The organism is Exiguobacterium sp. s130 (assembly GCF_018619055.1).
Lineage (GTDB): Bacteria > Bacillota > Bacilli > Exiguobacteriales > Exiguobacteriaceae > Exiguobacterium_A.
In genome coordinates, this window is record NZ_JACSNI010000007.1 from 40,828 (window position 1) to 64,160 (window position 23,333).

Annotated in this window: 23 protein-coding genes and 1 other annotated feature; of the genes, 13 read left to right on the plus strand and 10 right to left on the minus strand. The window is 46.6% G+C overall.

The window, feature by feature from the left end; translation table 11 throughout:
* Window positions 1-16: 16 nt before the first annotated feature.
* Window positions 17-811, minus strand: coding sequence for a hypothetical protein (locus HZS85_RS14515; RefSeq protein WP_214856650.1), 795 nt, complete (start codon window positions 809-811; stop codon window positions 17-19).
* A 115-nt stretch (window positions 812-926) separates the two neighbouring features.
* Here HZS85_RS14515 and HZS85_RS14520 point away from each other — a divergent pair, with 115 nt between their 5' ends.
* Window positions 927-1,100 carry a YycC family protein gene (locus HZS85_RS14520; RefSeq protein WP_214856652.1) on the plus strand — a complete coding sequence of 58 codons (174 nt, stop codon included), beginning with the start codon at window positions 927-929 and terminating at the stop codon, window positions 1,098-1,100.
* A gap of 47 nt (window positions 1,101-1,147) precedes the next feature.
* On the opposite strand, the gene HZS85_RS14525 is transcribed toward HZS85_RS14520, so the two are convergent.
* The gene (locus tag HZS85_RS14525; RefSeq protein ID WP_035412122.1) at window positions 1,148-1,630 is read right to left on the minus strand and encodes a site-2 protease family protein; all 483 of its coding nucleotides are present in this window, start codon (window positions 1,628-1,630) and stop codon (window positions 1,148-1,150) included.
* Between the two features lie 184 nt (window positions 1,631-1,814).
* On the minus strand, window positions 1,815-3,821 hold the full coding sequence (gene pulA, locus HZS85_RS14530; protein ID WP_251138012.1) for a type I pullulanase: 2,007 nt from the start codon (window positions 3,819-3,821) through the stop codon (window positions 1,815-1,817).
* A 111-nt stretch (window positions 3,822-3,932) separates the two neighbouring features.
* On the opposite strand from pulA, the gene HZS85_RS14535 reads away from it, so the two are divergent.
* Both HZS85_RS14535 and HZS85_RS14540 read left to right on the plus strand, forming a co-directional pair.
* Window positions 3,933-4,427, plus strand: coding sequence for a YajQ family cyclic di-GMP-binding protein (locus HZS85_RS14535; RefSeq protein WP_214856654.1), 495 nt, complete (start codon window positions 3,933-3,935; stop codon window positions 4,425-4,427).
* An 80-nt stretch (window positions 4,428-4,507) separates the two neighbouring features.
* On the plus strand, window positions 4,508-5,104 hold the full coding sequence (locus HZS85_RS14540; RefSeq protein WP_214856655.1) for a metallophosphoesterase family protein: 597 nt from the start codon (window positions 4,508-4,510) through the stop codon (window positions 5,102-5,104).
* 62 nt (window positions 5,105-5,166) lie between these two features.
* Here HZS85_RS14540 and HZS85_RS14545 read toward each other — a convergent pair whose 3' ends face one another.
* Together HZS85_RS14545 and argS are read right to left on the minus strand one after the other, a co-directional pair.
* The gene (locus HZS85_RS14545; protein ID WP_214856656.1) at window positions 5,167-5,772 is read right to left on the minus strand and encodes a hypothetical protein; all 606 of its coding nucleotides are present in this window, start codon (window positions 5,770-5,772) and stop codon (window positions 5,167-5,169) included.
* A 30-nt stretch (window positions 5,773-5,802) separates the two neighbouring features.
* The gene (gene argS, locus HZS85_RS14550; protein ID WP_214856657.1) at window positions 5,803-7,485 is read right to left on the minus strand and encodes an arginine--tRNA ligase; all 1,683 of its coding nucleotides are present in this window, start codon (window positions 7,483-7,485) and stop codon (window positions 5,803-5,805) included.
* A 59-nt stretch (window positions 7,486-7,544) separates the two neighbouring features.
* Window positions 7,545-7,763, minus strand: a binding site (T-box leader).
* A 129-nt stretch (window positions 7,764-7,892) separates the two neighbouring features.
* Here argS and HZS85_RS14555 point away from each other — a divergent pair.
* Both HZS85_RS14555 and HZS85_RS14560 read left to right on the plus strand, forming a co-directional pair.
* Window positions 7,893-9,569, plus strand: coding sequence for a GGDEF domain-containing protein (locus HZS85_RS14555; RefSeq protein WP_214856658.1), 1,677 nt, complete (start codon window positions 7,893-7,895; stop codon window positions 9,567-9,569).
* A gap of 15 nt (window positions 9,570-9,584) precedes the next feature.
* The gene (locus tag HZS85_RS14560) at window positions 9,585-10,367 is read left to right on the plus strand and encodes an alpha/beta hydrolase (protein WP_214856659.1); all 783 of its coding nucleotides are present in this window, start codon (window positions 9,585-9,587) and stop codon (window positions 10,365-10,367) included.
* A gap of 59 nt (window positions 10,368-10,426) precedes the next feature.
* Here HZS85_RS14560 and trhO read toward each other — a convergent pair whose 3' ends face one another.
* A complete protein-coding gene (trhO, locus tag HZS85_RS14565) occupies window positions 10,427-11,341 on the minus strand; it encodes an oxygen-dependent tRNA uridine(34) hydroxylase TrhO (RefSeq protein ID WP_396136368.1) in 915 nt (304 codons plus the stop codon).
* Between the two features lie 238 nt (window positions 11,342-11,579).
* Between trhO and HZS85_RS14570 the strand changes: the two genes are divergently transcribed.
* The 4 genes from HZS85_RS14570 (at window position 11,580) to HZS85_RS14585 (ending at window position 15,556) form a co-directional block, all read left to right on the plus strand.
* Window positions 11,580-12,227, plus strand: a complete 648-nt coding sequence (locus HZS85_RS14570; RefSeq protein ID WP_214856661.1) for a TVP38/TMEM64 family protein — start codon at window positions 11,580-11,582, stop codon at window positions 12,225-12,227.
* Between the two features lie 477 nt (window positions 12,228-12,704).
* Entirely contained in the window at window positions 12,705-13,031 is a 327-nt protein-coding gene (locus tag HZS85_RS14575) for a DUF485 domain-containing protein (RefSeq protein WP_214856662.1), read from the plus strand.
* Window positions 13,028-14,584, plus strand: coding sequence for a solute symporter family protein (locus tag HZS85_RS14580; protein ID WP_035412105.1), 1,557 nt, complete (start codon window positions 13,028-13,030; stop codon window positions 14,582-14,584). The genes HZS85_RS14575 and HZS85_RS14580 overlap by 4 nt, the downstream gene beginning before the upstream one ends.
* Window positions 14,585-14,698: 114 nt before the next feature.
* On the plus strand, window positions 14,699-15,556 hold the full coding sequence (locus HZS85_RS14585) for a sulfite exporter TauE/SafE family protein (protein WP_214856663.1): 858 nt from the start codon (window positions 14,699-14,701) through the stop codon (window positions 15,554-15,556).
* Between the two features lie 57 nt (window positions 15,557-15,613).
* On the opposite strand, the gene HZS85_RS14590 is transcribed toward HZS85_RS14585, so the two are convergent.
* Window positions 15,614-16,990, minus strand: a complete 1,377-nt coding sequence (locus tag HZS85_RS14590) for an alanine/glycine:cation symporter family protein (RefSeq protein WP_214856665.1) — start codon at window positions 16,988-16,990, stop codon at window positions 15,614-15,616.
* A gap of 144 nt (window positions 16,991-17,134) precedes the next feature.
* On the opposite strand from HZS85_RS14590, the gene HZS85_RS14595 reads away from it, so the two are divergent.
* The 3 genes from HZS85_RS14595 to HZS85_RS14605 all read left to right on the plus strand — a co-directional run bounded on the left by HZS85_RS14595 (window position 17,135) and on the right by HZS85_RS14605 (window position 20,625).
* Window positions 17,135-18,352 (plus strand): PucR family transcriptional regulator, encoded by a 1,218-nt coding sequence (locus HZS85_RS14595; RefSeq protein ID WP_035395605.1) that lies wholly within the window; start codon window positions 17,135-17,137, stop codon window positions 18,350-18,352.
* A 121-nt stretch (window positions 18,353-18,473) separates the two neighbouring features.
* Window positions 18,474-19,598: an alanine dehydrogenase gene (gene ald / locus HZS85_RS14600; protein ID WP_029342897.1), complete on the plus strand. Its 1,125-nt coding sequence runs from the start codon at window positions 18,474-18,476 to the stop codon at window positions 19,596-19,598.
* A gap of 166 nt (window positions 19,599-19,764) precedes the next feature.
* Entirely contained in the window at window positions 19,765-20,625 is an 861-nt protein-coding gene (locus HZS85_RS14605; protein ID WP_214856666.1) for a tetratricopeptide repeat protein, read from the plus strand.
* Window positions 20,626-20,628: 3 nt separating this feature from the next.
* Here the strand turns inward: HZS85_RS14605 and HZS85_RS14610 are convergent, their stop codons facing one another.
* A complete protein-coding gene (locus HZS85_RS14610; protein WP_214856667.1) occupies window positions 20,629-21,276 on the minus strand; it encodes a diacylglycerol/polyprenol kinase family protein in 648 nt (215 codons plus the stop codon).
* Between the two features lie 111 nt (window positions 21,277-21,387).
* Between HZS85_RS14610 and HZS85_RS14615 the strand changes: the two genes are divergently transcribed.
* The gene (locus HZS85_RS14615; protein ID WP_214856668.1) at window positions 21,388-22,011 is read left to right on the plus strand and encodes a DUF1836 domain-containing protein; all 624 of its coding nucleotides are present in this window, start codon (window positions 21,388-21,390) and stop codon (window positions 22,009-22,011) included.
* A gap of 45 nt (window positions 22,012-22,056) precedes the next feature.
* On the opposite strand, the gene HZS85_RS14620 is transcribed toward HZS85_RS14615, so the two are convergent.
* Both HZS85_RS14620 and HZS85_RS14625 read right to left on the minus strand, forming a co-directional pair.
* Window positions 22,057-22,533, minus strand: a complete 477-nt coding sequence (locus HZS85_RS14620; RefSeq protein WP_214856669.1) for an LURP-one-related family protein — start codon at window positions 22,531-22,533, stop codon at window positions 22,057-22,059.
* A 171-nt stretch (window positions 22,534-22,704) separates the two neighbouring features.
* Window positions 22,705-23,049, minus strand: a complete 345-nt coding sequence (locus tag HZS85_RS14625; protein WP_235147606.1) for a restriction endonuclease — start codon at window positions 23,047-23,049, stop codon at window positions 22,705-22,707.
* Window positions 23,050-23,333: the final 284 nt, after the last annotated feature.

Below are 23,333 nucleotides of genomic sequence, written 5' to 3' on the forward strand. Positions count from 1 at the left end.
CGAAAAGGATGTTTCATTACGTCTTTTGAAAAATTTGAACCCATGTGTTGCCGAATGTAGTCGATGTCGACACGATCGCAAGACGCCGCGCCTCTTCATCGAGTAACACACTTTTGAGTAAAACGGAGGAGTAGCATCCCTCGAACTTATATTTCAGCTGACTCTTCTCATACAAGTAAAACCGAGAGGAATCGGTGATCGAAAACAATTGGTGCCGGTGGTCAACGAGTGAATACTCCGCGTAATCCGAAAAAGGAATGACCGATTCCAGATTCGTCGCGGCATCCCAAATCACATATCGTTCTTGTAGATCATCATAGGAGATGATCGTCGTAGGTGCGATGAATCGCTCGAACGTCAAACGTGTATCATATCCTCGCTCAACTAATCGTCCGAACAGCGGCGCCTCTTCATAGTTTGAGTACCGCCAGTCCCCTGTTTGAACGTTCACACAGACGACGTCCGTTTCTGCCGTGTATAGGAAGATTTCATCATCTTGCCACAAGAATAAATTACTGAACCATGCTTCGGAAAAAGCAGCGGGTCGCTTAATGTAATTTAAATGCCCTTGCTCTAAATCCAATAAACCAAAATAAGCTGACTCTTCAAATACGATGAACAATCGTCCACCGCCTGGCTCAATGTACCAGGAGAATGGAACATACGCACATGCTGTTTCCCACAGTGGTCTTAAATCCGCATCACATTTCATAAATCCGTGGCGATCTCGAAAAAGAAGCAAATCCTCCCCGATGCGATCAAACAGTGAGACGGATTCATGGAGTAACAGCTCTGCAGCAGGTTTATACATATGCATCACTTCCTACTTCATACGGTATCAACCTTCTCCGTTTCTCGCTACTATTGATGCGCTCAGCTTGCACCTCCTGTTATACTAACTTCATGGAAGAAGGAGGACGAACACGATGAAACCTTTACAATTATCCGCAGAGACAGCTGTCGAACTCTCGAAACGTCTGAACGTACCACTTGAACAACTAATGCATATGCCACGCCATATCTTGATTCAAAAGCTCGTCGAACTCGAGCAGGAACAAGCGAAAAAGGAATCTGATTCGTCTAGCGAATCGGAATCTTGAGTGAAGAGCCTCTTTTCCAACGATGGAAGGAGGCTTTATTTTTTACCTTAGGATTGCGGATGGTATTCTGATTTACCGTACCGGAAGACATTAATGATCGCTTTCCCATCACTCGGATAACCGTTCGGATGATCGATCGGGAAGAGTGAGAAAAAAACGAAATAAAACGAAAAATACGCAAATTGATAGGTAAAGATTGATGCTTCGAACACACCGGCGTAAATCAGACCATTGATGGCTAAGATACTCACCACGTTTGCAATCGATCCACCGGCATAAACCAGAATGTTAGCGAATTTCGTCTCCTTACGTAGTGCCTCATATTGACACCAGCCATCCCAAAAATAGACGCGATTCAAACGAATCGGACCAACACGAAGCAACGACTTTCCTGAACCGATATTGATCTCCATGTTTCCGCCGAATAATCGGGCAAAAAAGTAATGTCCCATCTCATGAATCAATGTCACGATAGGCAATAGTAAAAAGAACGACAAAAAGAATTTCCATAAATCACCGAAACCGAACATACAACGTACATCCTTTCACGTCAAAACAACATTTAAAATACTACATATGAATTGTTCCCGAAAGATGTATGTTCAAACAATCTTTCAATGATTTTTGTAAGTCAATTGCATGACAGGCTGACATCGGACTATCATCCGCGCACAAAAGAAGGACGAAGCCATTTAGTGCTTCATCCTTCTCCATTTAATCGGTTTTCTTTCGACGCTTGTTCGCTGCGTACAACAATCCGATGATTGTCAGTGCTGCACCACCTGCTACCGCGTATTTCTTGTAATCTGCTTTTCGTTCCGCAATAACCGTAGTCGTCAATGCTGGAACGACTAACTGTTTTTCTTCGTGCAATCGTGGTGCGTGTAATTTAACGGCACCCGACTCAACCAACACCTCGAATTCACCATTTGGCAATTCAATCGTGATATCTTTTTCCGTCGCATTGTGATAGACACGCTGCCGTTCGACGTATCCTTCATATGTTCGCTTCAGTTCAAAGGCAATGACACCTTCCTCTTCTTCAAGGAAACGAAGATGTTTTTTGATCATCGCCGCGTTTGCGAGACGGAACATCGGATACTGACGACGAAGGGCAATCAATCCTTTGACGTACTCGACTGCTGGACGCTCTGTTTCTGCCCGTTCATAGTCGAGACGATTCACGACCTCTCCGGCATTGAAACTGTCACGAATACCGTCTTTCGTCCGGAAGAACTCTTGTCCGGCATGGAGGAAAGGAATGCCTTGTCCCGTCAAAATGATCGCATTTGCAAGCATTTGCCGTTTCCGACGAATCTCTTCCGTGTCTTCTGGACGAGACACCGTTAATTTATCCCAAATCGTCAAATCATCATGAGCCTCGACGTACGAGACGACTTGATTCGGCTCATCGGCAAATCCTTGCGAAGAGACGTTACCAGCGATTCCCCGTTTGACTTCACTCGTCCGGTCAAATGCACCACTGATGAAACCACGGTCTTCTGGCGTTTGGACGTCGCCTTTGACCCCGTCCCGTAAGCCGTTGTTGAAATGAGCGATCCCTGGCATCTTCGGTGCGTTGAAATAGTTCGCTTTTTCTTCCGGATCAAGTGGCGTATCGAGATCCCAGCCTTCACCGATGATCAGAATCGACGGATCAATCCGGTCAAGTGCATGGCGCACATGATTCATCGTCTCAACATCATGAAGTCCCATTAAGTCGAAGCGGAACCCATCGAGATGGTATTCTTTCGCCCAGTACGTCACACAATCAAGAATGAACTTTCGCATCATCAGACGTTCAGATGCGGTATCATTTCCACAGAAACTACCGTTTGAGAGACTCCCATCCGCCTCTTGACGATAAAAGTATCCAGGAACGAACTGACCAAGCGGAACCGTCGCCGCATCATACGTATGATTGAAGACGACGTCCATGATGACACGGATCCCGCGATCATGTAACGCCTGCACCAATTGTTTTAATTCAAGGATCCGCGTTCGTGGATCATCCGGATTCGAGGAGTACGAACCTTCCGGCGCAAAGTAGTTCACCGGATCATAACCCCAGTTATAGTTATCCGGGTCGTTCGGCGCTGTCTCATTGACCGAGCCAAAATCATAGATCGGTAGTAACTGGACATGTGTCACACCGAGGTCTGCTAAATAATCAAGCCCTGTCAATCCACCATTTGGTGTCCGTGTCCCAGCTTCCGTCAGTCCAGCGAACGTCCCACGTGCGACGACACCACTAGCCGGATGACTCGTTGCATCGCGTACGTGTAATTCATAGACAACTGCGTCTTGCGAAGAATGGAACAATGGACGTTCTTCAATCCATCGTTCTGGTGTCACACTGGTCGGGTCAATTAATGCGCCGCGCTTTCCGTTCGTTCCGACGGCTTTCGCATACGGATCGACCGCCTCGACTTTTTGTCCGTTGATGCTCGCTTGAAACGTATAGAAATAACCTTCATATGTCGCTCGATCGAGTTCGACGACGTACGTTCCCCGTTCGCCTGCCACCATCTCGACCTCTTCGACTTTTCGTGCGCGTAGTGTCTTGTAGAGACGAATCACGACACGTTCTGCTGTCGGCGCCCACAAGCGCACGTGAATCGCTGTCTCTGAGAAGGTCGCTCCTAAATCATTTCCACTATAGGCAAATCGCTCATCCAGTTCTTGCGGTGTGAGCGTCAACATGTCTGCTGTTTGTTTCAAAGCCAAGCACCCCTTTCATTTCATGGTTTTTATTATAACAAAATTTCAAAGCAGTGGACGCTTCCGGTATTCCTCTCTAAAATAGAGAGTGGAATGAAAGGGGAGATTGAAATGGCAGCAAAAGATAATTCATTTGATATCGTGTCACAAATCAACATCGAGGAAGTCAAGAACGCGGTCCAAATCGCACTGAAGGAAATCACGAACCGCTTCGACTTCAAAGGTTCAAAAAGCGACATGAAGCTCGAAAAAGAGGATTTGATTCTAATCTCAGATGACGATTTCAAACTCGATCAAGTCAAAGACGTCTTAACATCAAAATTGATCAAGCGAGAAGTCCCAACCAAAAACCTGCAGTATGAAAAAGTCGAGCAGGCTGCCGGGAATACAGTCCGACAACGTGTCATCCTGAAAAGTGGAATCGACCGTGACGACGCGAAAAAGATCAACAATGCCGTCAAGGAATCGAAATTAAAAGTGAAGACACAGATCCAAGATGATCAAATTCGTGTCACAGGTAAATCGCGTGATGACTTACAACAAGTCATGCAGATCGTTCGTGAGCTTCCATTATCGGTCGACGTTCAATTCATTAACTTCCGTTAATCGATTGATCTGAACGCTCATATTCAAAAGATAGGCATAGCGCATTTTCGGGTATCTCCTTAACAAAGGAGTGGTCGATCATGCGTTATGCCCTTTTTGCGGATCTTCACAGCTCAGTAGCCGACACAACGGCTGTCCTAGCTGACATACGACAGCTCGCTCCCGATGCGCATTTGTTCTGTCTTGGTGACGTTCATGAATGTCATGTCGGTAAAAAGCGAGCGAAGCGCTATTCCTTCGAATCGCTCTCCCTCGTCGTGACGCTTGATGATGATTTTTTAAACCTAATTGATTTTAAGATGTTACTTGGCAATCAAGAAGAGCGCATCCTGTCGCTCGTTCCACCGCAACTATCTCCTGTCATCGATGCGTTACGCGATTGCCCTCGAAAACAACGCATCGAGGGTGCATTATTGATTCATGGAGATCAATTGAATTGGTCCCGTGATTTTTTGCCCGATCTGTCACAGCAACGTGAACCAGTACTCTTTTTTGGTCATAGTCATATCAGAGGTTTGTTTCGAAATGGCATTGCTATGTCGAGCCCATTGTATCAATCTTTATCCATTAATAATGGAGGACGATATGCCATCAATCTAGGTCCTGTCGTGTTCGAACGAGAATGGTGTCTTTACGATTCAGAGCAACAATCGATCGTGTTCCATCGGGCAAACTAAGAAGATACGACAAAAGCCGTCGGGCACGGGGCTCGACGGCTTTTGTTTGTGCATCCTATTGATCAGAGATAACGGACAAGCGATGCCTTGACAACATCCACTTGTGTGAAGTTCGTCTCTTCCGCGAATGCTTCGATGACTTGACGGACATCCCCTTGACGACGAACGAAGCTCGTCGGAACTGGTGTTGTACCGACAAGTTGCTCATGCAAACTCGTCAATCGATGATCATCGATGATCGTCGTCATCAAATCAAGGAACAGAAGAACATGCAGACGGTTCAAATAATCCCATGGCTTGTCTTCCGAACGGAATTCATTACGAGCGAGCCATTTTTTCAATCCGATCGCATCGATTTGACTCAACGTCTCTGTCGTGCGCGCCGACTTCCAAAGCGTCAACAGTTCGCCGAGTTTTTTTCGTGTCTGTTTTTTACGCATGAAGAATTCAAAATTGTCTTTCGTGCGCAACGCGTCTCCTTCGATCGGAGCAATCAAATCAGCTTCCGGCGCCGTCACGAAATCGTGAACGAAATCGACAGACTCTCCCGGTAACCAAGCAGCGAGTTTCCCGTGAAAATCAGCCATGAAGGCGACGGTTTCTGCCAAAGGCTCCTGCTTCATCCGTGAAGCAGCTTGCTGTAATCGGTCTTTCGTCTCAGTCTTCATAATCTACCTCTTCTTATTCGTGGATTGGTCTTACATTTCTTCCGGAGCGCCGACACCAAGTAAACGAAGACCTTCTGTCAAGACGATCGTGACGGACTTGACGAGTGCAAGACGCGATTGTTTTGCCGCGTCATCTTCGAGAACACGGACGTGTCCGTAGTATTTATTAAAGCTTTGTGCAAGATCTAAGACGTAACGGCTGATGATTGACGGCTCGCGACGTGTGAACGCGCGATCGATGACCGTCGAGAATTGGTTCAGCATCGATACGACACCCCATGCATGATCATCGGCACTGCCAGCGAATGGTGTGCCATCATAGCTACCTTTACGGAGCAATGAGTGCGCACGAGCATTCGTATACTGGACATACGGTCCTGTTTCACCTTCGAATTTCAACATCTGCTCAAGATCGAACTCGATATTGTTCATCCGTTCATTTTTCAAATCATGGAAGATGACGGCGCCAACACCTACTTGACGAGCTGTTGCTTCGGCATTCGCTAAGTTCGGATTTTTTTCCGCGATGTTTTGCTTCGCGACGTCGATTGCTTCTTGTAGTACTTCTTCAAGCAAGACGATCCGACCTTTACGCGTAGACATTTTCTTTCCGTCTTTCATAATCAAACCGAACGGTACATGGTGCATTCCGTCGACATTCTCAAATCCAAGTTTCTTCAGGACTGCGAACAATTGCTTAAAGTGAAGCGCTTGTTCGCCGCCAACGACGTAGAATGCTTGCTCAAAACGGTACGTTTCGAGACGATAGACAGCAGCTGCTAAGTCACGTGTCGCATAAAGCGTTGCGCCATCCTTCTTTTTAATCAAAGCAGGCGGCATACCTTCTGCTTCGAGGTCGACGACCATTGCCCCTTCTGATTCGACGAGTAAATCTTTTTCTTCAAGCAAATCGATGACGTGTTGCATCTTATCGTTGTAGAAAGCTTCTCCGTTCAAGCTATCGAATTTAACTCCGAGCATCTCATAAACACGATTGAACTCAACAAGTGAGACTTCACGGAACCACGTCCAAAGCGTTGTTGCCTGCTCATCACCTTGTTCGAGTTTTTTGAACCAGAGACGTCCTTCGTCTTCAAGTGCCGGATTTGTTTCCGCTTCTTCGTGGAACCGGACATATAATTTCAACAATTCCTTGATTGGTTCTGCACGGACCGCTTCTTCCTCACCCCACATCGTGTACGCAACCATCAATTTCCCGAACTGTGTTCCCCAGTCCCCTAAATGGTTGACACCGACGACATCATAGCCTTTTTTACGTGAGATTTGGTTGAGCGCGTTTCCGATTACCGTTGAACGTAAGTGACCCATCGAGAATGGTTTCGCGATGTTTGGTGATGAAAAATCAGTGACAATCGTTTTTCCATTGGCTTCACTTGATCCGAACGTCTCATTTTCCGTCAGAACTTGGTTGACGATTTCTTGCGATACGACTTCCCGGTTCAAGAAGACGTTGATGTAAGGACCTACAGCCTGAACGTTTGAGAACAATGGCGCGTCGATTTTTTCTGCGAGGTCCGAAGCAATCATATTGGGTGCTTTACGGAATGCTTTCGCGAGCATGAAGCATGGGAATGCTAGATCTCCATGATCTTCATGTTTCGGTTGCTCGATTAGTTGTTCGATTTGTTCAATCGATAAGGCACCTTCCATGACTTGATGTAATACTTCTGCGTATTGCGTTTTATAACTCATCTTTATTTCCTCCTGCTTCACTGATTTTTGGCAATAAAAAACGCCCCTTGCGCCACGCGCAAAGAGACGGAATGACCGCGGTACCACTCTTCTTGGTGTCCTTTTGACACCCACCTTGTTCGGGGATAACGGGGTTCCCCCGGCTACGCCTTTTCTTTCAGGAATCGGGTAGCGTCTCAGAAGTGCGCTTCACGACCGGTTCGTCCTCAGGCTTCCACCATTCCCTGATTCGCTAGTTGACGAAAATCAACCGTTACTCTCTTCATCATCGACTGTATTCGATATCTTTCACATTATACGCAATTCTTTCTTTTCTCTCAACCTTATTTTTTTGGTAAATGGCTTATCAAAATTTCCACAATTCGGGTATAGGAATAAAAGATACTTCTCAGGGGGAGGGATGTTTCATGCGCTACTACCAACAGGTAGCCCGGACGAGCTGGATCGTTTTCAGTCTCGTCGCCTTGACATTGTTATTGATTGGCATCGTTCATCCACCTACCTTCCCTCCTTCCATCTCCATCGTCAATACCCTTTATTTGTTTGGGCTCGTTCTCCTGTTTCAGTTCGATAATGTCCGTCGTGGCGGCATTTATTATACGTTTCAAGAAGGAATCATTTTATTTTTATTCCTCAATTACGGTTTGACGTACGCTTTGATTTTAAGCCAAGTCGGTATTCTCGTCTTTCAATTCATGTCTCACCGAAAAGCGATTCGCTGGAAACGTTTCGCCTATCTCTACCCAATCAACGCCTTGTTTGATTTAGTCTACATCTCGCTTCCGGTATTTGCGTATGAAGCGCTCGGTGGACCGATCGGCTCAAGCTTTACGTATACCAAAGCTCTGATTCCCTTCATCGGCTTTTTGATCACAGTCTTCCTTGTTTCTTACTTCCAATGTCTGCTCGTCAATCGCTTTCTTTTCTTGAAATACGATTGGCAACGTCTTGTGAAGCTTCAGTCCCTCGTTTACGGAATCAGCATGTTAAGTGCTCTACTTGGGATCTGGTTCTACGATGAAAGTCCTCTTGTCGCGGCTACAGTCTCCGCCTTGATTCTCTTTTTATTCAAACGTCTGTTGCAAGAACGTGGTGACTTACTTGAAGCAAATGATAATGCTAAACGATTTGATGATGCGAAGGAACACTTATTGATCTCCCGCTTCGAACGCGAGACGATCGACTCGTTACTTCTCGATTTACCGCATCTGCTACCGTTTTCTGAAGGCTGGATTTCGATTCAACAACAGCGGAAACAAGTCATCTATGACATCCGGACGAAGCAACCGATCGATGTGTTACCGCTGTTTCACTCTTTGACAGCCGACGATTTGCATACCCCGATCATCTATGGTCTTCGTTGCGACTGGGGAAACGATATTCAAATCGGATTGCCTGTCGATCGCCATTCAATGCTAGCAATTCCTTCGATTACGAGCGGAGAAGTCGATGTCTCGATCATTCTGTTCCATCAAGTCGCAGACGCCTATGATGCGACGAATGCCGACGAATTATCTCGTCTACTCCGTATCTTTTGTCGCGTCCTAGAACGCTCTCGTGAAACGGTTCAACTCTATACAGAAAGTCGGACTGACGCCTTAACGGAATTACCAAATAGTCGTGCCTTTTACGAACACGGTCGACAAGAATTCGCTGCTGATTGCTATCCGCTTTCCGTGATCCTGTTTGATATCGATCATTTCAAACGCGTCAACGATACGTACGGGCATAAAGTAGGCGATCTCGTCCTTCGTGAACTCGGTCGACGCATCCAGGTGATCCAACTGCAACATGATGATGTCTTCGCTGCTCGTTATGGCGGGGAGGAATTCGTACTTTTGTTGCGAAATCGTAGTCAAGAGGCTGCCATTCAGATTGCCGAGACGGTCCGCCATGCGGTCATGGATCGCCCCTTCCTCGTCGATGGTCACCGACTTTCCTTAACTATAAGCCTCGGAATTGATACAGTGGAAGAAAGATATCAACGGACGTTCGAAGAATCGCTACGTCAAGCCGATCATGCACTCTATGTCGGCGGAAAACACAACGGACGCAATTGTACCGCGCACTATGCAAATCTTTGAAAGGTCGTGACTCTATTGTCGATTACGGAAATTGAAATGACGCTACCGACATCACAAACCCACCGGACGATTCGAATTCATCGTCCGCCACATTTTGATCCTTCTAAAGCTTTACCAGTAATTTATATGCATGACGGACAAAACGTCTTTAGTGGAGAAACCGCCTCGTTCGGAAAAGGCTGGGAGATTCATCTTGCACTACAACAGACACAGATTCCGGCAATGGTCGTCGCGATTGACAGTCCAGAAGATGGAATGGATCGGTACGATGACTATGCTCCTTGGAGTGACGAAGCCTTATTGATGCGGAGCGCCTATCCTTCGCACCGGACGTCAATCGGTGGCAACGGTAAGGTCTATATGGACTGGATCATCCGCGAGTTAAAACCATACATTGATGCCAACTATGCGACACGCCCTGATGATACGACAATGATCGGCAGTTCGATGGGTGGCGTCATCTCGCTATATGGATTATTCGCGTATCCGGAAGTCATCACGCGCGTCGCTGCCTTATCGACTGCTGGATGGGCAAACTTCTCCTCACTCCTTGAATTCATCGAGCGCAGTCCGTCTCTGTCTGCAACGCATCGCTGTTATATGGACGTCGGCACAAAAGAAGTGAGTGGTCCGATGACCGAGACGGATTATTTACACACGAATGATGTCTTAGCGCGAGCGGTCGAACAGAAACTCGCTCAAAGTCGCTATACGATCATTCCGGAAGCAATCCATCATGAAACGGCCTGGGCCAAACGTTTGCCAGATATTTTACGTTACTTGTTCCCATCCTCTTGAATACACAAAAAAGCCGGACGGTTTCTATTAAAGAAATCATCCGGCTTTTTACGCGTGCCTTATACTAATTCTTCTTGTTGCTCTTTTTCATAACGGTTGCGCGGATGCTCCCGGCATTCATCGGAACACGAACGCATGACTTTTGGTTCGCATTCTTCACAGCAGAAGTGCTGTCGATTGCATTCCGGGTTTGCGCAATTAACGTAGCGCGTCTCCGGTTTTCCACAGTAGTAACATTCTGAGACGACAGAAGGATTGACGGCATTGACAGGAACTTGTACACGCTCATCAAAGACGTATAGTTCGCCTTCCCAGTCTTCTCCTTGTGTCTGTTCATCTTTTCCGTACATGACGACTCCGCCTTTAAGGTGGAAGATATCATCACTCTGTTGCCGTTTACGGAAGTACGCCGTGAATTTTTCACAACGAACACCACCCGTACAGTATGTGAGAACCTTTTTTCCTTCAAACAAATGCTCGTTCTCGTCAAGCCACTCCGGGAATTCCCGTGAAGCATTGACATCCACTTTTACAGCATTCTTGAAGTGTCCGAGGTCGTATTCGTAGTTGTTGCGTACATCGAGAATGACGACGTCATCTTGTTTCATCATTTCTTTCCACTCTGCTGGTTCAAGATACGCAGCGTGTTCTTCTGGTACGTTGAATTCGTCCTCAAAACGCCATGTGACGAGTTCTTTTTTGTAACGGACGAACGTCTTTTTGAAGGCATGCTCCTCGACTTCATCGATTTTGAATTCGATGTCAGCGAATCGTGGATCCGCCGTCAAGTCCTTCATGTATTGTTCCGTTTGTTCGACCGTTCCAGAGAGTGTGCCGTTGATTCCTTCAGGTGCAATCAAAATCCGACCTTTGATACCGAGCTCTTTACAGTAAGCAAGATGCTCTTTCGTTAGCTGTTCCGCATTTTCAATTGGAACATACTTATAAAATAATAGTACGCGATAAGGTTTCATATTCCTCATTAGCCCCCATGTCAGTTTTTTGCAGTAAAACGAACGTTGGCAAACGAAGCGTCTAGCTATTGACTAGCTGGGAACGCCTGCAAAACGCACCCATTTAAGTATAATACCAACTCCCTTTCGAATGTACAATCCACAATTCCTGAATCCCTTTCAAGGAATTTCATTCCCTTTCTGAATCCGAAAGAGGTAAAATAAAACACAGTAGTACATCTCGCAAGGAGGATTCCGAATGCTCCATACACTTCGTGACTGGATCGAGCAGATGATTTTCTTTCTCCAAGACTTACCTGGAGGAGCTGCCACCGGTTTGATTGCCCCGTTTCTTGAGTCTCTATTTCCTTTCCTGCCACTCGTCCTGATCATTTCTGCGAATGCGGCAACCTATGGTTTTGGTATGGGTGTTCTCGTATCATGGGTCGGGAGCATGCTTGGATCACTCGTCGTCTTCGCTTGTATTCGATATCTATTTCGTCGTCCGGTCACGCGTTGGCTTGAAAAACACCATGCCGCGCAACAGTGGATCGAACGTGTTCGTCACATGAGTCCCATCTCACTCGGATTCTTTTTTTCGCTTCCATTCATGCCTGCGTTCATCATCACGTCCATTTCTGCCATGATTCAACTATCGCTGCGGACGTATTTGATCGCTGCTGGTGCCGGGCGTCTGATCGTCGTCATCATCTTCTCGCTAATCGGAAAGGAATGGTCCACGTTTCTTGAACGTCCGATGCGTCTTGTCCTTCTATTTTTGATTTTACTCGCCATCTGGGGATTTAGTCGCGGGACGGAAGAATGGTTGAAGCGTCGTGCACTTTCAAAACGTGCGGATCATTTACGAGAAATCGAAGATAAGATCGAACGTCCATTTGAAAAATGACTCGAGGCTGACTCAAAAAAAGAATGACGCGTCTTTTCACGCCCTTTCCTCAGGCGAGACACAAGCCAGTTTTCCTGCTCCGTTGAAGCAGGAAAGCGGGTCTTGTTCGTCTCTGATAGCGCATAAATGCGCTTGTTCCTGTAGGAGTGGCGCGAAACGCGTCATTCTTTTTGTTACGAGATAAGGATGGCAGATCATCATTCTGCCATCCTTATCTTTGTAGAGACTGACTTTTGAGTCAGCCCCTTTAAGCTGTTCTCATTTTTCTAGGGACTAGGTCTTTTGAATCATTTTATAAAGTGGTTAATATATAAAAATAACGTTCAAACAATGTTCAATATTGAGAACGCTTACATTAAATTGGTATGACCAATATTAATATAATAATGATCTTTTCTTCTTAAAAATTAGGATAGCTTTTCCAGAAACGACATCCTTATAATGAATTTACATTCATTCCTTAAAGGAGGCGTCCTCATGCATCAAGCGTCCGAATTCCAGAAAAATGAAGCGACTCAATCTGCTCCAGCCATTGTCGAGAGTGCTACCTTTCAACAATTGATGCGCCAAAAGAACGGCTTCATTCTTCCAGCTATTAGTTTTTGCCTTATTTTTTATTTTGCGCTTCCGATTTTGACAAGTTACTTCACGATTTTGAATGAGCCAGTATTCGGTGATATTACAGGAGCTTGGGTATTCGCATTTGCCCAGTTCATCATGACGTGGACGTTCTGCATGATGTATAGCAAAAAAGCACGTGCCTTTGATCGACTCGTCGAACAGATCAAGGAGGAGTCGAAATGAATTATACTGCCGTTGCCCTATTCGCAGCGATCGTCGGTTTGACGCTCGTCATTACATACTTTGCTGCCCGTAAAACAAAAACAGCTAACGACTTTTATACAGCGGACGGCGGACTCACTGGTGCACAAAACGGGATGGCGATTGCCGGCGACTACATGTCCGCCGCCTCGTTCCTCGGAATTGCCGGGATGATCGCTTTAGCCGGATTCGACGGATTCTTTTACTCGATCGGCTTCCTCGTTGCTTATCTTGTTGTCTTGTACCTCGTTGCCGAACCACTTCGGAACCTCGGAAAATACACGATGGCTGATATGATTGCCGCTCGTTTTAACGCCTCAAAAGTTCGTGGAGTCGCTGCCATGAACTCGATTGCGATCTCGATTTTTTACATGATCGCGCAACTCGTCGGTGCAGGTGCCTTGATTGAATTGTTGTTAGGAATTCCTTATACGACGAGTGTCATCATCGTCGGTATCTTAATGACGGTCTACGTCGTCTTCGGTGGTATGACTGCGACTTCGTGGGTTCAAATCATCAAAGCGATTCTCTTGATGGCAGGAACAGCCGTCATCTCGTTCATGGTCTTCGCGAAGTTCGATTTCTCGATCTTCAAGATGTTTTCAGAAGTGAAACAAGCCACGCCGCTCGGAGATTCATTCTTGAATCCTGGAAACAAATTTAAGTTACCACTCGATACGATTTCGCTCAATCTCGCGCTCGTTCTTGGAACAGCTGGATTACCACATATCTTAATTCGTTTCTTTACTGTTAAGGATGCTCCGACAGCTCGTAAATCCGTCGTGTACGCGACATGGATCATTGGTGTCTTTTATATCTTGACGATTTTCCTCGGCTTTGGTGCTGCTGCTTTCGTTGGTTCTGAAGATATCATCGCTGCTAATGCTGCTGGTAACATGGCTGCGCCACTTCTCGCTAAAGCACTTGGTGGCGATTTACTCTTTGCATTCGTCGCTGCGGTCGCTTTTGCGACAATCCTCGCCGTTGTTGCAGGACTTGTCTTATCCGCTGCGTCTGCCTTTGCTCATGATTTTTATAGTCATATTCTACGCAAAGGGCAAGCAACGGAAAAAGAACAGATGACGGCAGCACGACTTGCTTCCATTGCTGTCGCCTTGATTTCGATGGTACTGGCATTGTTCGCACAATCGATGAACGTCGCGTTCCTCGTATCGCTTGCCTTCGCTGTCGCGGCAAGTGCCAACTTGCCAGTCATTCTCTTGACGATCTTCTGGCGCCGTTTCAATACTGGCGGAGCTGTCACAGGTATGGTCGTCGGGTTATTCTCTTCACTGATTCTCGTCGCACTCAGTCCAAACCTTTGGGCAGTCGACGGTTCAGCCTTGTTTGTCGGGGAAGCCCTCTTCCCGCTGACGAATCCAGGAATCGTCTCCATCCCGCTTGGTTTCCTCGGAGCTATCGTCGGGACATTGTTGACGAAATCGAACGAAGTTGCCGGTAACTTCGAACGTATCTTAGTCAAGGCCAATACCGGTATCGATGCAGCAACGGAAGTCGCCGCGTCAAAAGAATAAGTTCCCCTTAACGGCTCCTTCAACCCCCTTGAAGGAGCCGTCCCCTTTTACATTCTTCTCATTCATTGCCATACTAAGTGAATAATAGAGAAGAAAAGGAAAGGAAGACTGTACATGGATCTCGCTTTTTATTATTTCTTAATCCTCGGATTTTTCATTGGAATCATTTCCGGATTTTTCGGAATCGGTGGCGGTATCATCTTGACGCCCCTGTTACTCATTTTAGGATATGCTCCGAGTGTCGCGATCGCGACGAGCCTCATGTTGACTCTCGGATCAACGGTTTCAGGTACGCTCTCTCACTTACGTCTTAAAAATGTCGTCTGGCGCGATAGTCTCGTCGTCGGTGGCGTCGGAATCATCGGTTCGACGATCGCGACACCACTCGTTCTTCGACTAGAGGCAGTCAATGGTGCTCATCTCGTCATCTCAATCGTTTATATCGGTCTCTTACTCTACTTCGCGAATAAATTCTTACGTCCGAAATCAACGACGGGTGAACAGACGGGGTGGAAAAATCGATATCTCGCTCTTGCCTTCACTGGTTTGTTCGCCGGATTCATTTCTTCATTACTTGGTGTCAGCGGTGGCTTCATCATCACCCCGTTACTCGTCGGGATCGTTGGCTATGAGTTGAAACGTGCGGTCGGAACGAGTATTGCTTCCGCGTTGCTGATTGTCCTATCGGGACTCGTCAATTACACGGTCGCAAGTACGAACATCGATATCCTGGTCGGAATCATGCTGATCGTCGGTGCCTTGCTCGGAGCACCGATTGGCGCGAAGCAATTGACGCACTTCGAAAGCCCATTCGTCAAAAAGTACCTCGGTATCTTCTATTTGACGGTTGCGATCAGTGTTTTACTCGAGGTCATCGGCTGGAACGTCGCTTCACTCTCTGTCCTCGTTGCGCTGAGTTTAATATTCTTACTGACACTCCTCATCTACAGTCGTCGTCGGACGAATGGATGAATCGTCTCATCACAAAAGCCGTGGTGCCTGTTTAAAGGCATCACGGCTTTTGTTCGTTTAAGCGACTCGTTTATGAGCCGTCCGTTCGTAATTCCTCGTTTGTTCAATGACCAAGTGCGACAAGAACAGCATCCCGATCAAGTTCGGAATCATCATCAATCCATTTGCGATATCTGCGACGAGCCACAACGGTTCTAATTGCGCGACGGCACCATAACAGGCTGCGAGTGCAAAGAATACACGGTATCCTTCGTTGAAACGTGTCGTACCGCTCAAGTACTCCAAGCACTTCTCTCCATAGACATACCAACCGATGATCGTCGAATAACCGAAGAAGAAGACGGAGAATGCGACAGTCCATTCTCCAAATGATCCAAGGACGCTCGCAAAGGCGGTTGCCGTTAGTGCTGCCCCGGAAAGGCTCGCATCGTGCGTTACACCTGAATGTAACCCGCCTGACGGATCCCAAAATCCTGTCGTCAGAAGAACGAGTGCCGTCATCGTACAGACGACCAAAGTCACGATGAAGGTACTTGTCATCGAGATCAATCCTTGTTCGACCGGACGTTCACTTTTCGCAGATCCGGCGATCAAGGCTGCTGTCCCGAGTCCTGCCTCATTCGTAAAAATGCCTCGTGCTACACCGACTTGCATTGCCATCATGATCGATACACCGGTGAAGGCGCCTGCAGGTGCAAGCGGCTGGAAAGCATACGCAAAGATTAAACCAAGGGCTGGTAGAATCTGATCTGCTTTCACTACCAAAAGCACACAAGCGGCACCGATATAGAGCAAGCTCATGATCGGAACGAAGATCGTCGAGATCGCACTGACGCGTTCGAGCCCACCACGAATCGATACATAGACTGCCAGCGCGAGCAGAATGCCGAAGAGTAGAAGCGGTACATGAAACGATTGCTCAAGCACCGTTGCCATCGCATTCGCTTGCACGGTGTTCCCGACACCAAATGATGCAATCAAACCAAATGCCGCAAACAAGATGGCGAGGAATTTAAATTTTGCACCTAGTCCCTTTTCGATATAATACATTGGTCCACTGACAGCTTCGCCGCGTTCATTTCGACTTCTAAAAAGAATCGCAAGAAGACTTTCCGCATATTTCGTCGCCATTCCGATCAAACCGATGATCCACATCCAAAAGACTGCACCCGGTCCGCCCATCGTTAAGGCGACCGCGATTCCCGCGATGTTTCCGTTCCCGATCGTCGCTGCAAGAGACGTCATTAACATCTGAAAGCTACTAATTTCCCCTTCACCCTGTCCTGATTTTTGAACTGACAATTGAAACGCTTGTTTCAAGCGACGAAACTGAAGACCACGTAAACGAATCGTAAAGTACACTCCCGTTCCTACTAACAACACCATGCTTGGAATTCCCCAGACCCAAGCAGATATCAGACGTAACACATCCATGCCATTTCATCCTCTCTCTTTTTCCGAGGCTTACCGTAGCATGGAGTTGTGTTTTCATACAATACGAAAGAATACTTTTTGTGATTTTACACAACAGAAGCTATACTAAAGATACTGAACGAGAGAGAAAGAAGGGATTCCTCCATGTTAGAAGCTTCATACCATTCGTTAGACGATTTAGCGGAAGCGATCGGTATCGCCTTAAATGCGCCGATTACGATTGAAGATCGTAATCACCGTCTCCTTGCCTATAGTACGCATACTGCTGACACGGACCCTGCTCGTGTCGCAACGATCATCGGTCGCCGGGTACCGGAATCGGTCATCGACCAACTCTGGAAAGACGAAGTCATCCAGAGTCTCGCTACTCAAGACGATCCGCTCATCATTTCTGCGCGCACGGATGTTGGACTGAATGACCGCGTCGCCATTGCCATCAAACAAGATTCAGAAATTCTCGGCTACATTTGGTCGATTGCTCGCAGTACCCCGTTCACTCCATCAGAACTAGCAGATTTAAAGAAAGGAGCTCTGCTTGCTCAACGTCAGTTACTAGCGATCGATATGCAGAAAAAACGGAAGGAAGAGCAGACGGAACAATTCTTCTTTGAGTTATTACATGAAGAACTATCCGAGTCGGAGATCCTGAAGATGTTTTCTAAGCTCCATGTCGCACCCCCTGGCATTAGTCGTTTGACGGTCATCCGTTTTTCAGAAGCAATCACACCACGACTTGCGGATCGTCTGCGCTATTTATTGACGATCCAACAGACGGTTCGTCCATTACTTTACGCATATGATGAAACAGATTTTATCTTGTGGATCAGCACAAACGACCGCGACGCAGAACAAGAGCGTCTACAGTTTGACGCCTTCATCCAGTCCTTCCGCCAATTACTCGCGGAGCGGTTCGATTACACGGACTTTGTCGCAGCAAGTAGTGAAGTCTTCACAGGCGTCCAAGCGATTCCCGAGCGCTATGAAGAAGCGGGCATCGTCTTGCGTTTGAAAGATGCCTTTCCATTCGAACTGAAGAACGTGACGCGTTACGAACGTCTCGGCTTGTTTCAGCTCTTGCCAATTTTTTCAGAACGTCTGCGACGACGAACGGTCCGTCTCGAAGAAATCGAGCGATTGCGTGCTTACGATGTGAAACATGCCTCCTCTTTATGTGAGACGCTAGAATGGTTTCTTCATTACGATGGGAACGTCAAGCAAGTCGCTTCCCATCTCCATGTGCATCCGAACACGATCCTATATCGGATGCGACGGATCGAGGAGGAAGCTGGTATCCGGATGGAATCACTACCCGAACGTTCCTTACTCTATTTGTACCTAAAAGCAGACCGATATCCTTTGTGATTTTACACAAAGGATATCGGTTATTTTTGAAAACACCGATAAAGTAGAGCGCTTTCATTTCTCGTATACTGAAGAAGAAGAGAAATTGATTTGTTTATTTGCGAAAGGGGATCGCGTTCACATGATCATTGGAGTATTAAAGGAAATCAAAAACAACGAAAACCGTGTTGCATTAACACCTGCCGGGGTAGCAGCGTTACATGCACAAGGACATCGTGTCATCATTGAATCGATGGCAGGCATGGGGAGTGGCTTCACGAACGAGGAGTACGTCAAAGCTGGTGCTGAAATCATCGCGACTGCTGCTGAAGTCTGGGCAACAGCCGAACTGGCTTTAAAAGTCAAAGAGCCAATCGCTTCAGAGTACCAATATTTCCGTCCGGACCTGACATTATTCACGTATCTCCACCTAGCTGCTGAGCCAGAACTGACACGTGCACTCGTTGATTCGAACATCACAGCAATCGCTTATGAGACAGTCGAGAAGAACCGCACACTTCCATTGTTAACACCAATGAGTGAAGTCGCCGGTCGTATGGCATCACAAATCGGTGCACAGTTCTTGGAAAAACCACACGGTGGTATGGGCATCCTGCTTGCAGGTGTCCCTGGGGTTCGTCGTGGAAAAGTAACAGTCATCGGTGGCGGTGTCGTCGGAACAAATGCTGCGAAACTCGCTGTCGGTCTTGGTGCAGATGTTACAATCATCGATGTTAGTCCAGAACGCCTTCGCCAGTTAGATGATATCTTTGGTAACTCGATCAACACATTGATCTCAAACCCGTACACGATTGCTGAAGCGGTCGCTGAAAGTGATCTCGTCATCGGTGCTGTCTTGATTCCAGGTGCAAAAGCACCGAAGCTCGTCACTGCCGACATGGTCAAACGGATGAAGCCAGGTGCTGTCATCGTTGACGTTGCCATCGACCAAGGTGGAATCTTTGAGACGGTTGACCGCATCTCGACGCATGATGATCCAACGTACGAAAAATTCGGTGTCGTTCATTACGCGGTCGCGAACATGCCGGGTGCCGTTCCACGTACGTCTACCCTGGCATTGACGAACGCAACGCTTCCGTATGTCCTTGAACTCGCGAATAAAGGCACACATCGTGCGCTTGCTGAAAACGATGCTCTCGAAAAAGGATTGAATGTCGCGCAAGGCTTCGTCACGTATGAAGCGGTCGCACGCGATCTCGGATACACGTACAAATCCGTTGAAGATGTACTTCACTTACACGCATAATTTCGAAAGTAAAAATAGCCGATGCTTCCTTTTCTAGGAATGATCGGCTATTTTTTATGAAAAGAAGAAATTGCGGACGAATCTCTTTATTATTTCTTGAGGCACCACTCGGCTTGTCATATGATGAAAATATATGATTTTGAACTAATAGAGGTGATTTCATTACATGACACAAACCGTAACCGCTCATTCTCATGAACTTCAGAGCCATGTCGCTGAAGTTGCGTTACTCGAAGCACTGACATCTGATACAGAAGAGAACATACGTATTGCCGCAACCGAGCGCTTACGTGTTCTCGTTCCATCCCATCCATTGCTCAACATTGCTACAGCCCATTCCCTTTATTTCAAGAACGAACTCACTCAAGCGCGTCGACTTATTGAAGAGACGCACCAGCAAATCGGCGAGCATGTGCAAGGATACATTCTTCTCGGTATCATCAGTGAAGAGGAAGGATATATGCACGAAGCAGAACAGTTTTTCCTTTCAGCCATCACACGGTTCCCGGAAGAACCGGCAGGACATCGTTCTCTTGCCGTCCATTACAATCATCGACAATTTTATGGAGAATCAGCTGTCCATGCGTTTACATATTTAAAAAAAGTTGGCGCATCTGGAATCGATACGCTGATGGCTATTGATTCCATCCAACAACTAGACGGTCATTCGATCGATATGTTGGAAACACTCTATGCGTTAATCATCGGGGTATCTCATCTCGATAAAACAGCTGTCTTTCATGCGACTGCTTCTGCTAATCAAGGTATTCAATACGAGATGCTACATGCTACATTGCGTGAAGACAGCGACGATACACTCTACGCTAAACTCGACGAACGCATTTCCAATATGCTCGAGCACGGCTTGTACGCAGCTGTTTATGACGATTCCGAAGAAAAAATCTATCGCTATGTTTTCCGTGATATGTGTCGAGATATGACCATCCGTCATGCAGGATGGCGTGCGTACCCAGACTATATTCGACTACGTTTTCTCTATTTCAAACAATTGTTGTTACGCGACTGAAAGTCAAAAAGCAAACGCAACGAGTGCCGCGATCGTCCATGGCAAGATTAAGTTGTCGAGATCGCGATATGAGATTGCTTCGATTAAGGCTGCGATGTTTGCAAGCAAGAAGCCGTAACTGACAGCGAGCCAAATCGGTTGTCCATAAAATAAGAACGTTACAGTCAAAACAAGGAATGACGCTAAAAACAAAGCGATACTTCCTTCAAAGGAACGTTTCGTCTCACCGCGGACGTAAAACGTCTTCCCGAAGCGTTTTCCGACGAGTGCCGCGAGACCATCTCCCCAAGCGAGCACCATGCTTCCCGCAACGAATGCCATCGGTTGTCGTTCGAAGAAGAATAGGACGAGTCCTGCCAATGCGAGCGGATAATAGACCGTTCCATAAGAAGGACGGTCGACGCCATGCATCTGTCCGATTCCTTTTCGTAATGTCAACAGATTGACGAGAGCAAAGAAAAGTAATGGTACGATGGCGATGTACCAGTGATCAAGCCATAGCAGCGCAAGAAATACCCAGTGACCGACAGCGACATGAATCCATTTCCGAACCGTCTCGGGAGAAAATCCGAAACGGCGTCCAACGAATTCAAGAATGACGAGAATGAAGCCGACGATTCCAATCGTGCCAATGGCAGCAAACCATTCCATCGTGATTCCCCCTTTCCTATTATTGTACGTTGTTTTAGTTGCCATTTGCCCTATTGAACCTTCATTTGATAACATAAGGTCAAATGACGTCCTAGAGAGGAAGTTTTGGAAATGTATGATGCTCAAGCAGTCCAAACATTATCAAGTTGTCTGCAACGCCTGAACGAGGGGAAAGGAATCGAACCCCTCGTCGCAATGGAAGGAACGGAATTGCCAAAGGTAATCAATCGCCTGAAACAATTCGATCCATTAAAAAATGGTTTATCGATCAATGAAATCGTCCATTTGGCAAATGCTCTAATCGGAGAACACATGTCAGCGACGACGATCCAGAACTGGACGAAACGTGAAGTTCGGGACATCATCGGCGTACCGCATCGTGGGAAAAAATACTCGATCAATCAAGCCGCCATCATCTACCTGTTGGATGATTTAAAACACCTCTTCTCGTTAGAAGAAACACGGGAACTGCTGACGATCGTCTTCCAGAACCCAAATATCGATGAGGATGATTTAATCAGCCCTCTTAATTTTTATCTCGTCTATACGCAGCACGCGGAGACAAGTGGACCGATCGAATTAACGGAGAAGCGTCTCAAACGCTCGCTCGAGCGGATTAACGCCTACCGCCCTGAAACCGTTCATGTCTTACAACTCTGCCTCTACGCCCGTCGTGTGTCGCATTTGACACATGAAGCTAAACAACGCCTCCATCATGTCCTGCAAACGACATGATGAAAAAAAGATGCCATCCATGTCATGGAAGGCATCTTTTTTTTATTAAACAGCTGTCAGTGATTTAAAGTGGACGTTATTCGTCAGACTTTTCAGGACAGAGAGTAGTTCGTACATCGAGAGCTTGTCAGCATCCTTGACAAGACGGTATTCATCACCGTCCTGCAATAATTCCGCAACGACTTCTCCGGCTGCACTCCGTACGGAGAATTTTCCTTTTGTCAGGTCGAAGGAAATCGTGAACGTACCACGCTCATATACGTTGTACTCACATTTCTTCGAGAAGAGCGAAAACTTCTCGCGCATTTGACCTACCTCTTGTCCATCATGGTTCATCACGACCCATTTCTTGCATGTCGGAATGAACTTACCAAACGCTACCCCTCTACCTTCACCATTCATTACTTGAACACGACCGTTTTCGTCGTGTTGAACCGCACCGATCATTTGGTGCGCTTCATCATAAATCGCGGCATGACCTTGCGAAAAAACGCAACCCTGCACATAGACAACTTTGCGCAACAGAAATTCTCCTCTCACTGCTAAAACGTGCTGGTTTTTCGTCCCCAGTTTATTTAGACATCCTGTATAGTTTAACTTTCTTTATCTGTATGATATTTCGTTAACGAAAATGATTATTGCACCGTTTCTTCAAATTGACAACCCCCTTTTGTCGACAATCATTCGACAAGTTCAATGCAGGTTCATCTCTTTTGCAAATGCGAGCAATTCTTCCCGATCGATGAGACGAACTTGATTCGGTTCTGCCAGTTGATACGCGGCTTCTGTAAAGGTCGAATTCGTAACGACCCATCCCTCGTCCATTCCGTAGAATGGAACCGAGGCAGCGACCTGTTGAACCGCTTCGAGCCCTACAGCCGCACTGTATCGCTTCGCCTGGATGGCAATCTTATACCCTCGTTCATCCTCTATCAACAAATCTGCTCCGAAGTCGCGTGAGGCAGGTGTCAACTCGACCCGATATCCTGCTGTTTCAAATAAATCGGCAAGCCATTCTTCAAATTCTCGTCCTTCCATTCGATCGAGTCTTTTTTCAAGCGACGGCGTTAAAACGGACAAAAGAAGAAAAAGGATACACCCTACTATACTGATGATTAAGATTAAAGGTTCCCAAGAACTTGAAAAAAAATAAGTTCCGAAAACTCCTATCATGGCAAACAAAGCTGCTAGTAACAATCGTTTTCTTTTTAATTGTTTCATCCTACTTTTCCCCTCTACTTCGTCGTGACCTTTTTTTCACTATACTAAAATTCTTCGTTGGTTGCTTCCTTCGACAGGAAACGCGGCTCGTCTTGCAGAAG